11 protein-coding genes are annotated in these 15,357 nt (G+C 60.6%); 8 read left to right on the forward strand and 3 right to left on the reverse strand.

The features are described 5' to 3' along the window. Nucleotides 1-48 precede the first annotated feature (48 nt). Nucleotides 49-384 carry a DMT family transporter gene (locus tag HHJ06_RS01170; protein ID WP_215426976.1) on the forward strand — a complete coding sequence of 112 codons (336 nt, stop codon included), beginning with the start codon at nucleotides 49-51 and terminating at the stop codon, nucleotides 382-384. A 77-nt stretch (nucleotides 385-461) separates the two neighbouring features. Here HHJ06_RS01170 and HHJ06_RS01175 read toward each other — a convergent pair whose 3' ends face one another. Next, nucleotides 462-2,396, reverse strand: a complete 1,935-nt coding sequence (locus tag HHJ06_RS01175) for an NAD(+) synthase (protein WP_215426977.1) — start codon at nucleotides 2,394-2,396, stop codon at nucleotides 462-464. A gap of 312 nt (nucleotides 2,397-2,708) precedes the next feature. Here HHJ06_RS01175 and HHJ06_RS01180 point away from each other — a divergent pair, with 312 nt between their 5' ends. The 5 genes from HHJ06_RS01180 to HHJ06_RS01200 all read left to right on the forward strand — a co-directional run bounded on the left by HHJ06_RS01180 (nucleotide 2,709) and on the right by HHJ06_RS01200 (nucleotide 9,356). Continuing rightward, on the forward strand, nucleotides 2,709-3,452 hold the full coding sequence (locus tag HHJ06_RS01180) for a class I SAM-dependent methyltransferase (RefSeq protein WP_251841363.1): 744 nt from the start codon (nucleotides 2,709-2,711) through the stop codon (nucleotides 3,450-3,452). Nucleotides 3,453-3,623: 171 nt separating this feature from the next. After that, nucleotides 3,624-4,370 (forward strand): PP2C family protein-serine/threonine phosphatase, encoded by a 747-nt coding sequence (locus tag HHJ06_RS01185; protein ID WP_215426979.1) that lies wholly within the window; start codon nucleotides 3,624-3,626, stop codon nucleotides 4,368-4,370. 442 nt (nucleotides 4,371-4,812) lie between these two features. Further along, nucleotides 4,813-5,604 carry a LamG domain-containing protein gene (locus HHJ06_RS01190; protein ID WP_215426980.1) on the forward strand — a complete coding sequence of 264 codons (792 nt, stop codon included), beginning with the start codon at nucleotides 4,813-4,815 and terminating at the stop codon, nucleotides 5,602-5,604. Nucleotides 5,605-5,671: 67 nt separating this feature from the next. Continuing rightward, nucleotides 5,672-7,081 carry a LamG domain-containing protein gene (locus tag HHJ06_RS01195; RefSeq protein WP_215426981.1) on the forward strand — a complete coding sequence of 470 codons (1,410 nt, stop codon included), beginning with the start codon at nucleotides 5,672-5,674 and terminating at the stop codon, nucleotides 7,079-7,081. Further along, nucleotides 7,056-9,356 (forward strand): BACON domain-containing protein, encoded by a 2,301-nt coding sequence (locus HHJ06_RS01200; RefSeq protein ID WP_215426982.1) that lies wholly within the window; start codon nucleotides 7,056-7,058, stop codon nucleotides 9,354-9,356. Before HHJ06_RS01195 ends, HHJ06_RS01200 begins: the two co-directional genes overlap by 26 nt. A 78-nt stretch (nucleotides 9,357-9,434) precedes the next feature. Here the strand turns inward: HHJ06_RS01200 and carB are convergent, their stop codons facing one another. Then, complete coding sequence (gene carB, locus HHJ06_RS01205) at nucleotides 9,435-12,629, reverse strand: carbamoyl-phosphate synthase large subunit (protein ID WP_215426983.1); 3,195 nt, start codon at nucleotides 12,627-12,629, stop codon at nucleotides 9,435-9,437. 256 nt (nucleotides 12,630-12,885) lie between these two features. Between carB and HHJ06_RS01210 the strand changes: the two genes are divergently transcribed. Then, nucleotides 12,886-13,695 carry a hypothetical protein gene (locus tag HHJ06_RS01210; protein WP_215426984.1) on the forward strand — a complete coding sequence of 270 codons (810 nt, stop codon included), beginning with the start codon at nucleotides 12,886-12,888 and terminating at the stop codon, nucleotides 13,693-13,695. A gap of 12 nt (nucleotides 13,696-13,707) precedes the next feature. Continuing rightward, on the forward strand, nucleotides 13,708-14,226 hold the full coding sequence (locus tag HHJ06_RS01215; protein WP_215426985.1) for a DNA-deoxyinosine glycosylase: 519 nt from the start codon (nucleotides 13,708-13,710) through the stop codon (nucleotides 14,224-14,226). An 11-nt stretch (nucleotides 14,227-14,237) separates the two neighbouring features. Here HHJ06_RS01215 and HHJ06_RS01220 read toward each other — a convergent pair whose 3' ends face one another. Next, nucleotides 14,238-15,329: an ankyrin repeat domain-containing protein gene (locus HHJ06_RS01220; protein WP_215426986.1), complete on the reverse strand. Its 1,092-nt coding sequence runs from the start codon at nucleotides 15,327-15,329 to the stop codon at nucleotides 14,238-14,240. Nucleotides 15,330-15,357: the final 28 nt, after the last annotated feature.

The raw sequence follows: 15,357 nt of genomic DNA on the forward strand, positions 1-15,357 counted from the left end.
CCAATTCGGGAAGGCCGGCGAACGGAAGAGGATACCCTATTTCAATATATGTCCTGGATTTATCTGGTGTTGGCCGGTCTCTGCGAGATCGGATGGCCTTTGGGTTTCAAGCTTTCCCAGGCCCCCGGTACGGGGAGCGGCAGGTTTGCCGCCTGCATTGCGTTCTCCGTGTTCAGCATGGCTCTAAGCGGTTTCCTGCTGTGGCTGGCGCAGCGGAGCATCCCCATAGGCACGGCTTATGCCGTGTGGACGGGCATCGGCGCTCTGGGCACGTTCATGGTGGGCATCCTGTGGTTTGGGGATTCCTCCAATGTCTGGCGCATGCTGGCGGCCACGTTTCTGCTGATAGGCATCATCGGCCTGAAGCTGGCTCCGGGCCATTAAAGGAATCCCGTGCCGTTGAACGGCACAGCCGGGAAAATGCCGCCGCTCCTTTAGCGTTCCTCCATGCCGCAGGCGCTTCAGCTATGGGAAAGTCCGTCTGACCAGACGGTTCCCCATGCGTCGGAGGGCATGCGCCAGTCTCCGCGCGGGGAGAGGGAGATGGTGCCCACCTTGGGGCCGTCCGGAATGCAGCTTCGCTTGAATTGCTGGCGGAAGAAGCGGCGGATGAAGATTCCCAGGCACCGGCGGATGAAGTCCGGCTGGAATTCATCCCGGAAGGCAGTTTCCGCCAGATACAGGATTTTGTCCGGCTGTGCGCCGTATTTGATGAAGTGGAAGAGGAAGAAGTCGTGCAGGTCGTAGGGCCCCAGGACGTCTTCCGTCCGCTGTTCAATAGTGCCGTCGTCCGACGGCGGCAGCAGTTCCGGGCTGACGGGGGTATTGTTGATGTCCAGGAGGGTGGCCGCCAGTTCCGGGGAGGATTGGGCGGCAATGTGTTCAATCAGGCAGCGGATCAGCGTTTTCGGGATGGAGCAGTTGACCGCATACATGGACATGTGGTCCCCGTTGTAGGTGCTCCACCCCAGGGCTATTTCAGACAGGTCTCCCGTGCCCACCACCAGGCCCCCCATCTTGTTGGCCAGGTCCATCAGGATTTGCGTGCGTTCGCGGGCCTGCACGTTTTCGTAAGTGGTGGTGCGCTCCGCCGGATCGTGCCCAATGTCGCGGAAGTGCTGGAGAGCGGCTTCAGAAATGGGTATTTCCCGGAGTTCCGCCCCCAGCAGGCGGCACATGTTCACCGCGTTCGTGTGTGTCCGGTCCGTGGTGCCGAAGCCCGGCATGGTCACGGCCAGAATGGCGGAAGCGGGCTTGTCCAGCGCCTGGCATGCTCGCGCGCAGATGAGCAGGGCCAGCGTGGAGTCCAGGCCGCCGGAGATGCCTATCACCAGCCTTTGGGCATGCGTGTGTTCCATCCTCTTGGCAAGCCCCGCCGTCTGGATGGCGATGATTTCTTCACAGCGTTCCCGGCGGTGCCGGGGCGGGGGCAGGAAGGGCCGCGCAGGATTGCAGGCGTGTTCCAGGCCGGGGGAGGGGGGAACTTCCTCCGGCAGGGTAAGATGAAGGGTGTTCCCGGAGGGGCATAACGCCTTGCTGTCGTTAAAGGAGCTTTCCGAGAGGCGCGCCGCCGCCAGCCGTTCAAAGTCCACGTCTGCCAGAATGAGGGAGCTTTCCCTGCGGAACCGTTCGCCTTCCGCCGCCAGCCTGCCGTTGTCCGCAATGAGGGAATGCCCGCCAAACACCACGTCCGTGGTGGATTCATGCACCCCGGCGGAGGCCAGGACATAGGCGCAGAGGCATCTGCCGCTTTGCTGTTTGACCAGTTCGCGACGGTAGGCGGCTTTGCCGGTGAGTTCCGTTCCGGCGGACGGGTTGAAGACGGCCCTGGCGCCTTGAAGAGCCAGCATGGAGCTGGGGGGGATGACGCTCCAAAGGTCTTCACAGATTTCTATGCCAAAGCTGAAGGAGGAGGCTGCATCATGAAAGATGATGTCCGTGCCGAACGGAACCAGCGCCCCATTGACCGTGGCCTCCCGGACGCCCGCGCCCAGCTCCCTGCCGGAAGTGAATTGCCGTTTTTCATAGAATTCCCGGTAGTTGGGGAGCATCGTTTTGGGAACCAGCGCCAGAACCCGGCCGCCCTGCACTACGGCGGCGGCATTATACAGGGCGTCCCCGTACAGGAACGGCAGCCCGGCCACGGCAATGGTCCTGGTCCCTTTCGTGGCTTCCGCAAAGCGGCACAGCCCATTCAGGGCCGTCTCCCTCAGGCGCGGCTGGAAGAAGAGGTCCCCGCAGGAATAGCCCGTGATGCACAGTTCCGGGAAGACGACTGCCGCCGCCTGCTGCGCCGCAGCCTGCCGGAATCCTGCAATGAGCTGGTCAGTGTTGTAGTCCACGTCAGCTACGCGGAGCTGGGGGACGGCGGAGGCAAGTCTGTAATATCCGAACATGGGCGGCACGGTCTGAAGATAAAGCCCGCCAACGCTTTGTTTCCCCGGAGCAGGGGGCAAGCCGGAAGGTGCGGGGGCCTGGTCCCGATACTAAAAGCTCCTGAAAGACTTGTAAAGCCGGGAGTGGGACCCGCCGCTACTCCTGCCAGGCTTATAATGCGGGCACGGGAAGCTGTGGAAAGGGGAGGCGGAAGATTCTGTTCAGGATGCCGGCGGAAAGATTTTTCTGCGGCGTAGAACGGGATTGGCGCTGGCAAGGCGGTACGGCGGCGTTTTACCTTTGACCCGGAAAAGACATTTTCCGCCAGAGTGATGGACAATACAGGCAAATTCACCGGAAAAGCCGCTTCCTACACCCAGGGCCGCCGCGGTTATCCGGAGGGGCTCCTTGACCTGCTGGCGCAGGAAGGAGGGCGCGAGCCCCTCCGCGCAGCGGATGCGGGTTCCGGCACGGGCATTCTGTCCCGCGCCATGCTGGAGCGCGGCTGGACCGTGTACGGCGTGGAACCCAATAATGACATGAGGGAAGAAGCGGAGAAGCTGTTGAGGGAGTTCCCGCTTTTCCATTCCGTGCCCGGCACGGCGGAACATACCCTGCTTCCGGATGCTTCCGTGGACCTGGTGACGGCGGCGCAGGCGTTCCACTGGTTTGACGCCGCCGCGTTCAAACGGGAATGCCGCCGCATCCTGGCTCCGGGAGGAAAGATTGCCCTGATCTGGAATTCCAGGGCAGAAGACTCTCCGGCGGTTCTGGAAGAAGGGCGCATCCATCGCCTGTATTGCCCGCGGTTTTACGGCTTCAGCGGGGGACTGGCGGATATCCAGGGGAGGATAGCCGATTTCTTTGACCATCATTTCCAGGTCTTCCGTTTCCCGAACGAGCTGTCCTATACGCGGGAACAGTACATCCGGCGCATGCTTTCCTCTTCCTATTCCCCCGGAGAGCTGGAAGAGGGCCATGCCGCGTGGCTGGAAGCGCTCAACCATCTGTTTGACCGCTTCCAGACGGGCGGAAAGCTCACGATTCCCCATGAAACCGTTGCCTATCTCGGGTAGTTCCCCGGTGGCTCCGGATGATGAATGGAAAGTTTTTCTTGTCTGGTTCGGAGAGGCGCGCCGGTGCGGCAACTGCTTCCTTCGCCATCTTCCCGCTTTCTTCAGGAAAAGGGGTATGTTAGAATAAACTTCCACATGATGCAGCAGCCTTCTTCTCAAGAACCTTTCCTGGTGTCCGGATTGCATGGGGACCAGATTCTGGGCGCACGGAGCAATCAGCAGGACTCCTTTTCCATCCTGGCGGCGGATGATGCGCTGGTGATTGTCCTGGCGGACGGCATGGGGGGCTATACCGGAGGGGAGCTGGCCAGCCGTGCCGCCGTGGAAGGATTTTCACGGACGTTTGAACGGGAGGGACGCGCCGCTCCCGGGAAGAGGCTGAAAAACGCCGTGCACGCGGCCAATGAACAGGTGCGGATTGTCCGGAAGAAGCGAGGCTCCGACGATGAAATGGGCACTACCCTGGTAGCCGCCTGGATTGGCGCAGATGGGCTGCGCTGGGCCAGCGTGGGGGATTCCCTTCTCCTACTGGTCCGGGAGGAGCAAATGTTTTTGCTCAATGCGCTGCATCAATATTCCGCGGAGCTGGAACAGATGGTGGCGGAAGGTTCCATCACCAGGGAAGAGGCTTTGTGCCATCCCGCCCGCCATTCCCTGACTTCCGCCCTGATGGGGAAGGAGGTGCCCCACGTGGATCTGCGGGTTGATTGTTTCCCCCTGTTGCCGGGAGACCGCCTGCTGGTGGCCAGTGACGGAGTGGGGCCTTACCTGGACTCCCTGGGCCCTGTCGGCATGCGTTACCTGTCCATGTTGTCTGCGGAGGAACTGGTGCGTTCCGTGCTGGACGGCATCACCAGGGACGGAGCTCCCAATCAGGACAACGCTACGCTTGTGTGCATGGAGATTACCGGAGCGTAATTTCCTGAGGAAATGCCGTAAGAGAAGCGCTGGAAACGGTTAGCGGCATGGGACGGATTTTTAATCCGGCGTCAAGGGTTGATTTTAAGGGAAAGGAGGTTGTGAAAAAACTTCCCGGACTATGGCGGGGAGAAAGACCGGGGGAAGGGGAAGGCTGGCAGGAGTTTGTTCATTCATTTATTCCGGGAGGTCCGTGTTCCCGACAGCGCGGTCATCAGAGGTTACGGTGGAAGGACTTTTTCCCACGGTTTGGAGGGAAAACAGCCAGTGGGGAATGAAAGGCCGATTCGTTCATCTTTCCGATTCACTCTCCCTGCGGGCTTCATGCTTCGCATTCCGTTCAACCGGACACGCCCGGTTTTCGAGCCTTCACAGTTGAATCTGAACAAGCGCCCCGGATTAAAAATCCGCTAAGAATTAGACCGCCATGAGAATATTATCCATGATTCTAGTAACATCCGGAATGTCTTCCATGGGAATTTCCCATGGCGCTTCCCTTGCGGTTTCTTCTCCTCTTCAGGAAGGACTGGCCATCCACATGGGATTTGATACTGCCGCGGCCGAATACGACAGCTACACCGGGTATACCGGGGGCATCAGTGCGTGGGGAGGAACGGGAATCGCGCCAAGCGGAGCTTTCGGCAGCGCGGGGCACTTGAATTTGGCCGGAGCTTCCGGCGCGCATCCGGGAACATCCGCGTTAAGTGCGGCCAATATCAGCGCGAACCATTTTTCCGTTAATTTTCAATTCAAGGACGTTTCCCTGAACGGCAATTATGTCCTGCGCATGACGACGGATACTGGCCGGACGTTTCAGTTTGAAACCATCGGCAATTCCATTCAACTGTTCGTGAGTTCCTCCCAGGGGAATTTTTATGCTGGGAATGTAGGCACATTGACCAGCAATACCTCCAACTGGCAGAATTTTACGATGACGACCGGGAACGGCGCCATTTCCCTGTATCTGGACGGCACGAGAACGGCGACTTACAATTTTGGAGACGCCGATCTCGGAACGCTTAATTTTTTCCAATTGGGCTGCGGGAATAACGGCGTGAATGCGGGTACGCTGAAAATGGATGATTTCAGCCTGTGGAACAGGGAACTGAGTGCGGAAGAGGTGCAATTCCTGGCAGAGCATCCCGCTTCGGACGCCATGGTTCCGGAAGCTTCTGCCGCCTCTCTGGAGCTGTTCGGCCTTCTTGGCCTCCTGATCCGGCGCAGACGGCGTTGAGCCGCCTCATTCTTTCCCGTTTATTTGCTCGCTCCGGGAGGCTTTTCATTTCAGAATCCGGTTGATCATGATGGCGAAACTACTCTACTTGGCGGCGGTCCTCTGCCTTTGTAATCAATTGCATGCGGATTTATCAACCAACCAGTTGATCTATCTTCTGGATTTTGACGCGGCAGGCACTCCGGAGAAGCTTACCGCCGGTACGGGCAACGTGCCGTTTACGAGAGGGACTCCGGTGATGATTACCCCGGGCGGCCTCGTGCATCATGAAACGGGCGGCGTGAACAATTCCGGTTATGTACGCGCTGCGGGCGGAACCGGGAACAGCCTGCAAATTTCCAATGGGAATGGGTTGCCCCTGTCCAGCAGGGATTTTTCCATTTCATTCAATGTCCGCCGTTATACGGGGGGAAGCGCTTTGTTTGCCATTGACGGGGCTACCGTCAACAGCGGCTGGACCATCTGGGGAGCAGGCGGTACGAGTTCCAGCTCCTGGAAAGATGAATCCGGCAATTCCAGCGCATCCCCTCCGGCGGTTCCCGCCGGGGACGAGTGGCATTCCGTGGTGTATTCCATCCGTAATACGTCCGTGAACCTCTTTATTGACGGCAGGCACAGGGGAACCTGCACCATTGCGGGGAATTTCCAGTTCGCGCCCCGAATTCGTTTGATAGGGCTGGGGTGCACGGGCAACAATGCCAATGAGGCCGCGGCGGCTGATTTTGACAATATCGCGTTGTGGGGGAAGGCCATTACGACGGAAGAGGAAGCCAGGGTGGTCATGGAGGCCGTCCGCCCCGATCTCCTGGACCCGGCGCACCCTTCCGCGCCTCCCGTTGACGTGCGGCACAGGACGTGGGATTTCAATGAGATGGAGGACTGGCAGCATATGAACCAGAATACCCCCCATGATCCTGACCCGAATCCCGAACCGAGGACCGTTACGGAAAACGGCCTCCTGGCCATTCATGTGCGCAAGGGAACGCAGGACCGCCGTAAAGTACTGACGAAGGACAAGATTTATACCACAGGGCGTTATAAATGGCGCCTTTACCTGCCCAAACTGGACAAGTGCGGAAGAACGAGCATAGGCGCCTGGATTTACTGCGACGACCAGCATGAACTGGATTTTGAAATAGGTTCCGGCACCCAGGCGGAGAGAACCAGGCTGGGCGCCGGAGATGACGACCTGGTCGTCGCGATGACTTCCCAGGCCAATCCCTACGTATCCGGAAGACAGCTTGTCAAGACGGGCTGGCATACCGTGGAGATGGATTTGACGCTGGTCAACGGCAATTATGAAGTAAAATGGCTGATAGACGGTGAAGTCCGGCAGACCCAGCGGGTGACGTTTGGAACAAGTTTCCCGTTCTTCATTTATTGCAGCGTGGAAAACCTGGTGTTCATGGGGGACCATCTCCCCACGCAGGACAATACCGCCTATTATGACCGTGTGGAGTATTATTACCATCCCTGATGCCATGCAGCGTCTCCTTTCCCTGTTTTTCTCCGGTGGGTTCCGCTCATCCCTTTTCCGTGCGGGGCTGTTCCTGATGGCCGCTCTTGCCGTTCCTCCGGTCTGCGGGGCGTCCAGTTTTGACGGCGGGGACGGCAGCCGGGAGGCCCCCTACCTGATTTCCAGTCCGGAGGGGCTGGCCGCGCTGGGCGGTTATTGCGGACCGGCGCACAGGGACAAGCACTTTATCCTGACCGGGGACATTGTTCTGAAAGGAGCCTGGACGCCCATCGGCTCCTCTTCCGCCGTGGAAGACGGGACCGGAGCCTTCCAGGGGAAGCTGGACGGTCGCGGGCATACCATTTCCAATGTCTCCGTGCAAACGGACGGTCTTGCCCATGCAGGGCTTTTTGCGGCATTGCATGAGGCGGATATCCGGGACATCCATCTCAGGAACGTTTCCGTCTCCCAGACTGTCAGGGCTGTTTCATCCGCCGGCGCCCTGGCGGCTTTTTCCAGGGGAACCCGGTTCCTGTATTGCACGGTGGAAGGGAGCGTCAGCTCCCTTTATGAAGCAGGCGGCCTGGTAGGGCGGGACGGCGGCGGTTCCACCTTTGTGCGGTGCGGCGCCGCGTGCTCCGTTTCCGCCTCCTTTTTTGCCGGGGGCTTCCTGGGCACGGGGCATGCCGGAAGTTCCCTGGAGGGCTGTTATTCCCAAGGCCGCGTGGTGGTGACGCGGGAAAGCGGCGTGGAATTTGACTCCTTTTTCCATGGCTACGGAGGCGGGATGGCGGCTTTTCTGCCGGAGGCGGATGACGGCGTATCCTCCACGTTCCGGAATTGTTTTTCCACCTGTACCGTGGAGGCCGATGATGAAGGCAAGACATTTACGCTGGGCGGTTTCATGGGGTTTGCCTCCTGCGCCGGGTTCATGAACTGCGCTGCCTCCGGCAGCGTGCGGATTCTTCATTCCGCCAAGGGCTGGGCCGGAGGATTCACCGGAGACAGCGTGCGCTGCCGGTACGTGAACTGCGCCGCCAGAGGGGCGGAAGTAAGTGTTTACTCTTCCCAGGATTATGCCTGTGCGGGCGGATTTTCAGGAAGGAACGGCCTGGGAAGCAGCGAGAATTGCCGCTCCGTCTCCAGGGTGGCGGCGCACGCCGCGGCAGCCTCCGGAGCCTGTACGGCCATGGCGGGCGGGTTCACCGGGTACAACCACCGGGGAGGCACGTTTTCACGCTGCTACGGGGCCGGGAACGTGGAAGGAACGGCGGGTTCCTATTATGCCATGGCGGGAGGGTTTTGCGGCTATGACATGGGAGGGAGCTATACCGGGTGCGCGGCTTCCGGGTCTGTCGCGGGCACGGCGGCCAGCGTTTATGCAGGGGGCATTCTGGGATACATGGCGGATTCCGTCCTGGAAAACAATGCCTTCAACAGCGCCTCCGCCATTTCCGCGCATGGGGAGGACATTTCCGCCGTCCACCGCGCCAACAACAGGAATGGCGCCTCCGCGTCCGTGGACGGTTCCGGAAATGTGTGGAACGGGCTGGGCTTTTCCTTTGGGGAGGATGACTCCTCTCCGTGGAAGATGGGGCAGGATTCCCTGCCGGAGCTGTACTTTGAATCTTCCCAGAAGGCGGTGACTGTTTTCCGCGTTTCTCCCGAACAGCTTTCCTTGGGCAGGGAAGGCGCCGGGGGCGTGCGGATAGACGTTGTTTGTGAGGGTGCATGGAACGTTGCTTCCCATGCGTCCTGGGCCGTGCCGGAAACCCTCTCCGGCCATGGAGACGGAAGTTTCACCGTGACGGCTGCTCCCAACAATTCTCCCGCTTCCAGAAGCGGCTCCATGGAGGTGGCCACGCCGGAAGGGCTGACCCGCCTGCTTTCCATCACCCAGGCCGGGAGCCCGTATGACCAATGGAAGAAAGACCGTTTTCCGGTCGGAACGCCGGAGGACCAAATGGCTCCGGACGCATGCCCGGTCGGGGACGGCATTTCCAACCTGATGAAGTACGCCACGGGACTTGACCCGCTCAAGCCATGCGGAAGCGTTACCCGGCTCACGGTCAGGGAAAAGGAGAACGGCGGCAAATGCCTTGTGCTTGAATGGCCCGTTAATCCGCAGGCCGTTGACGTGGAGCATTCCGTGGAGTGTTCCCCTGATCTGGAAACGTGGGCGCCCGTCCAAGTTATGGAGACAAAGGGAAAAACGGAAGCGGTTTTTGAAGACCCGGAGCCCGTGCACGGCGGGAACGCGCGCCGCTTCCTGCGCCTGAAAGTCACCCGGCAATAGGGTTTCCGGTTAAAAAATGCCCCGCATGCTTTTCCGGCATGCGGGGCATTCCTTTTAAACGGCTGGAGCTGTCCGCGTTCAGGAATGATATTCCTGGAGGGAGCGGGGGGATACCTTCACCTGCTGGGCGGAACGGATGCCCTCCACCGTGGCCCTGGCGGCGGCGATGGTAGTCATGTAGGGAATCTTCTTCTGAATGGACTGCATGCGGATGAAGGAGTCGTCAATCATGCTGGTGCGGTCCACCGGGGTATTGATAATCAGGTCAATCTGCTTGTTGGTGATCATGTCGCCCAGGTTCGGGCGGCCTTCATGCAGCTTGTTGACCACTTCCGTTTCCACGCCCTGGCCGCGCAGGTATTCCGCGGTGCCGCCGGTGGAGACGATCTTGAAGCCCAGGGAGATGAGGTCCCGGGCGATGGGTTCAATGAACTTCTTGTCGCGGTCGGAGACGGTGACGAGCACCTTGCCGGAAGTGGGCAGGATGCAGCCTGCGGCTTCCTGGGCCTTGTAATAGGCCATGCCGAAGTTGTCCGCAATGCCCATGACTTCGCCCGTGGCGCGCATTTCCGGTCCCAGCACGGGGTCCACTTCCGGGAACATGTTGAACGGGAAGACGGCTTCCTTCACGCCGATGAAGCGGCAGGCGCGCGGCTTCAGGCCCAGGTCCTTGAGCTTCTTGCCCAGCATGATTTCCGTGGCGTGGCGCGCCATGGAGATGCCCGTGACCTTGGAGACGATGGGCACCGTGCGGGAGGCGCGGGGGTTGGCTTCAATGATGTACACCTCGTCGTCGCAGATGGCGAACTGCACGTTCAGAATGCCTTTCACCTGGAAGTCCTTGGCGATCTTGGCGGCGTGTTCCTCAATGGTGCGGACGTGCTTGGGGGCGATGGTCACGGGGGGGATGGCGCAGGCGGAGTCCCCGGAGTGGATGCCGGCCAGCTCAATGTGTTCCATCACGGTAGCCACGAAGGTGTCCGTGCCGTCGGCCAGCGCGTCCACTTCCGCTTCAATGGCGTTGTCCAGGAAGCGGTCGATCAGCATGGGATATTCCGGGCTGACCTGAATGGCCTCCACGCCGTAGCGCTTCAGGTTTTCTTCATCGTAAATCACTTCCATGCCGCGGCCGCCCAGCACGAAGGAGGGGCGCACCATCACCGGGTAGCCGATCCGGCGACCCAGTTCCACGGCTTCCTCCAGGGAGCGGGCGGTGCCGCTTTCCGGCTGGAGGATGTTCAGGGCAATCATGCGTTCGCGGAAGTACTCGCGGTCTTCCGCCAGGCGGATGCCTTCCGGCTGGGTGCCCATGATCTTCACGCCGGCGTCCTTGAGGGCCTGGGCGATGTTGAGCGGGGTCTGGCCGCCGAACTGGACGATGACGCCTTCCGGTTTTTCCTTCTCGTAAATAGCCAGCACGTCTTCCACGGTCACGGGTTCAAAGTACAGCTTGTTGGCCGTGTCAAAGTCCGTGGAGACCGTTTCCGGGTTGCAGTTCACCATGATGGATTCATACCCGTTGTCCCGCAGGGTGAAGGCGGCGTGCACGCAGGTGTAGTCAAACTCAATGCCCTGGCCGATGCGGTTGGGACCGCCGCCCAGGATCATGATTTTCTTCTTGTCGTTCACGGGCACTTCATCCTCTGCGCCACTGTAGGTGGAATAGTAGTATTCCGCGTGTTCCACGCCGCTGACGGGCACGATGCGGTAGGTGGCCGTGATGCCGTTTTTCTGGCGGCGGGTGCGGACGGCCTTTTCAGGCACGTTGAAAATCTGGGCCAGATACTTGTCGGAGAAGCCCATTTCCTTGGCCTGGCGCAGGGTTTCCACGGGCAGGGAGTCCCAGTCCTGGCTGTCCAGGGAGAAGTCAAAGTCCGCCAGTTCCTTCATCTGCTCAATGAAGAACGGGGTGATGCGGGTCAGCTTCACGATTTCCTCCACGGTCACGCCGCGGCGCAGGAGCTCGTAAATCTGGAAAAAGCGTTCGCTGTTGCCGTACGTGATCTTTTCACGCAGTTCCGGCGTGGTCAGGGCTTCCAGCTTCTTCACGCGGCCCAGCCCGGCGCGGCCGATTTCCAGGGAGCGCACGGCCTTCTGGAAGGCTTCCTTGAAGTTCTGTCCAATGCTCATCACTTCCCCCACGGCCTTCATCTGGGTGCCAAGCTTGTCGGCTGCCTTGGGGAACTTTTCAAAGGCCCAGCGGGCGAACTTGACGACGACGTAGTCGCCGTAAGGCTCGTACTTTTCCAGGGAGCCCTTGCGCCAGTAGGGCAGCTCGTCCATCGTGATGCCGGAGGCCAGCTTGGTGGAGACGGAGGCGATGGGGAAGCCGGTGGCCTTGGAGGCCAGGGCGGAGGACCGGGAGGTGCGGGGGTTGATCTCAATGACGATGATGCGGTTGTCCTCACGGTTGTGGGCAAACTGCACGTTCGTGCCGCCCGTGACGCCGATGGCGTCCAGAATGCGGTAGGAGTAATCCTGAAGCCTGTCCTGCACGTCCTGCGGAACGGTCAGCATGGGAGCTACGCAGAAGCTGTCTCCGGTGTGCACGCCCATGGGGTCCACGTTTTCAATAAAGCAGACGGTGATCTTCTCGCCCTTGGCGTCGCGCACGACTTCCAGTTCCAGTTCTTCCCAGCCCAGCACGCATTCTTCCACCAGCACCTGGTTGATCAGTGAGGCGGCCAGGCCGCGGGGGACGATCTGGCGCAGTTCCTCCACGTTGTACACGATACCGCCGCCCGTGCCGCCCATGGTGTAGGCGGGGCGGAGCACGACGGGGTAGCCCAGCTCGGCGGCCACCTTCTCCGCTTCCTCCACGGTATAGACGGGTTCGGACTTGGCCACCGGCACGCCGATCTTGTCCATGGTTTCCTTGAAAATGATGCGGTCTTCGCCGCGGGCGATGGCTTCCAGGTCCACGCCGATGACTTCCACGTTGTACTGCTTCAGGATGCCTTCCTCATTCAGCTTGGAGGCCAGGTTCAGGGCCGTCTGGCCGCCGAGGTTGGGCAGCAGGGCATCCGGGCGTTCCTTCTCAATCACGGCCGTGATGCGGTCCACGGTCAGAGGCTCAATGTAGGTGTGGTCCGCCATGCCCGGGTCCGTCATGATGGTGGCGGGGTTGGAGTTCACCAGAACGACGTCGTAACCTTCAGCGCGCAGGGCCTTGCAGGCCTGGGTGCCGGAGTAGTCGAACTCGCAGGCCTGGCCGATGATGATGGGGCCTGAGCCGATGATGAGGATTTTGCGGATGTCTTCGCGTTTTGCCATGGTATGATGCCTCTATGTGGTCCGTGGTGGTTAAAAATAAATACCGGAAACAAGGTCCGCCCAAGGTGCGTTGCCTCTCCGCTCCGCATACCCGGCGCGTGACCTGACGCACAGTAAGGGACGTTGTGCGATAAGTCCAGACAAAACAACAGGAATTCCGGGGAAAAGGCTATGGCCTTCTTCCCTTTCCGTACAGCGCTGCGCGCGCAATCCGCCCTTGATATTTTCCGCCGCCCGTATACCCTGTGGGGCAAGGATGAGGAACGCCCTGACATTGATTTGCTGCCTCGGGCTGCTGTGTTCCGCAGCCGTTACGGCTGCGGAACACGCCCCCGCGCGGCGCGGCGCGGCTATGACTCCCGGAGAGGCCGCATGGTACCAGTCCCTGCGCGCCGGGCTTTCCCAATTCCGGACCGGCGGCGGATACAAGACCAACAGGCAGGCCATGGAAGCCCTGGCGGAGAAAACCTGCCGCTGGGACCCCCGCACGCGCCGTCCCGTCTTCCTCCTCCGGGAGGCCACGCCCTCCTTCTGTTCCTCCGCCTGCTACCTGCTCCTTTTAAAATCCCTGCAGCTATGGGACGCCGCCCAGCCGCAGCCCGTTATTTCCGAGCGCGCATGGCTGGCCCTCATTCCCCGCCTGGGCCAGCATGACGGCGAAGGGCCGTGGGGCTGGGCGAATGCCAACGGTCCCGGCCTGGCCGTGCTGGTGCACAGGCTGGGGGCCGGCGTCAACTTTGAAGACTGGCGGAAGGCCCGCCCCGGAGACTTCATGAAAATATTCTGGACGGACCACATCGGGCGCCGGGAATCCGGCCACCTGACCGTTCTGGTGAAGGACGGCGGGGACACGGTCACCTTCTGGTCCTCCAACATGCCGGACGGCTACGGAGCCAAAACGGTGCCCAAATCCCAGATCAGGCGCGTCATCTTCACGCGCATCACCAGGCCGGAGCGGTTCAACCTGGCCCCGGCGGTGGGAAGCCACCCGTGGCTCTCCTCACTGCTCCGGCAGGAGGTGGGCATCAAGGAAGTGCGCAGGTACTCCGGCATGCAGAACCCCTGACTATTTCCTGCTGTGAAGAAATGCTCCTTCCCTCCCTCCGTCACGCCGGAATGCTCCGTGCTGGTGCTCGGCTCCCTGCCGGGAGACGAATCCCTGCGGCAGGCGCAATATTACGCCCACCCCCGCAACGCCTTCTGGAAAATCATGGGAACCCTGCTGGGCTTTGACCCTTCCCTGCCGTATGGGGAACGCCTGTCTCTCCTCAACCGGGGCGGGGTGGGGCTGTGGGACGTGGTGGCCTCCGGCGTCAGGCCCGGCAGCCTGGACCAGCACATCTCCCAGGAACAGCCCAATGACATTGCCGCCCTGCTGGAATGCTTTCCCGGCATCGGCACCGTCTGCTGCAACGGCACCGCCTCCCATAAATACCTCAAACGGTATTTTCCGGAACTATTTCTCCGGGAAACCCCTGCCATCATCCAGATGCCCTCCACCAGCCCGGCGGCGGCGCGGCTGACGTATGAGCAGAAATTCCGCGCTTATGAGGAAATTCTTCTCCCCCGCCTCTGGCAGGGAAGGGAAAAAGGCTGAGCTTCCGCGCCTTATTTGCCGTCTAATTCCCTGGAGGTTTTGGCCCCCGCTTCTTTCAGGAGGCGCGCCAGGCTGCTCTTTCCGGTGGCGATGGCGCGGTCCAGGGGAGTGGCCCCGCCCCTGGCGCGGAAATTTACGTCCGCCTTGTGCTCAATCAACAATTTGGCGGCGGCGTTTATGGAATTTTCCTGAAGGCCGGAAACGTCCGCGAGCACCCACAGGGCCGTTTCCGAATGGGCCGGCTTGTAATGGCCTAGCCGCGGCTTGCCGTTGGGTTTATTGGGGTCCGCGCCGTTTTCCAGCAGGACCCTGACGCTCTCCTCATTCCCGTACCTGGCGGCGGAAATCAGCAGCGTTCTGCCGTCATTGCACACGTAATCCGGGTCCGCCCCATGTTCCAGCAGATAGGCCGCCTGCGGAGCCCTGGGATTGAAATAATGCCTGGAAAGAAGGGAGGAAGAGGCGTTTTTATACTCGTCAGACCGGCCAATTTCCAGATTGACGTCCGCCCCATTGGCAATCAGGAGGTCCGCCAATTCAAAAAACTGCATGTCCAGCGCCAGGGCCAGCGCGCAGGAATTATCCCCCCTGATGCCCTCCCCCTGGTAATTCACATCCGCTCCGGCGCGGATGAAGGCGCTCACTTTGGAAAGGTCCGGCTTTGTCCCCTGTTCCGGCAGCTTGTCATACTTTTTCTTGCCGTTAATGGTGACGGAGGAGGTTGTGCTTTCCCGCGCGGGCCTGTAATCCTTCAGCTTGTACAGGTACTCATACAATTCCAGCCCTTTCTTCTCCCGGGTGGCCCGGTCGGCGGAAGGGTCCACGGGCAGGGGGGCCTTTTGGGGAACCAGGCGCAGGGAGCGTTCCGCCGTGCGGTGCCCCTGCCTGGCCGCCTTGGAAAACCAGAATTTGGCCTGGGAGAGGCTGCGCTTCACGCCGTCTCCCTTCAGGAAGCACAGGCCCAGGCGGTACTGGGATTCCGCGTTTCCTTCCTTCGCTTCCAGGTAAATGCGCCTTCCTTCTTCCGGGGTGACGGCGCGGACGGCGGACGAACAGCCGAGGAAGAGGGCGGCTGACAACAGCAGGCAGGGGTAGCAGGTCATAGTGGGGTAGGGGGTGAGGGAGTCTTCA

It is taken from the genome of Akkermansia muciniphila, from assembly GCF_018709685.1.
GTDB lineage: Bacteria > Verrucomicrobiota > Verrucomicrobiia > Verrucomicrobiales > Akkermansiaceae > Akkermansia > Akkermansia muciniphila_E.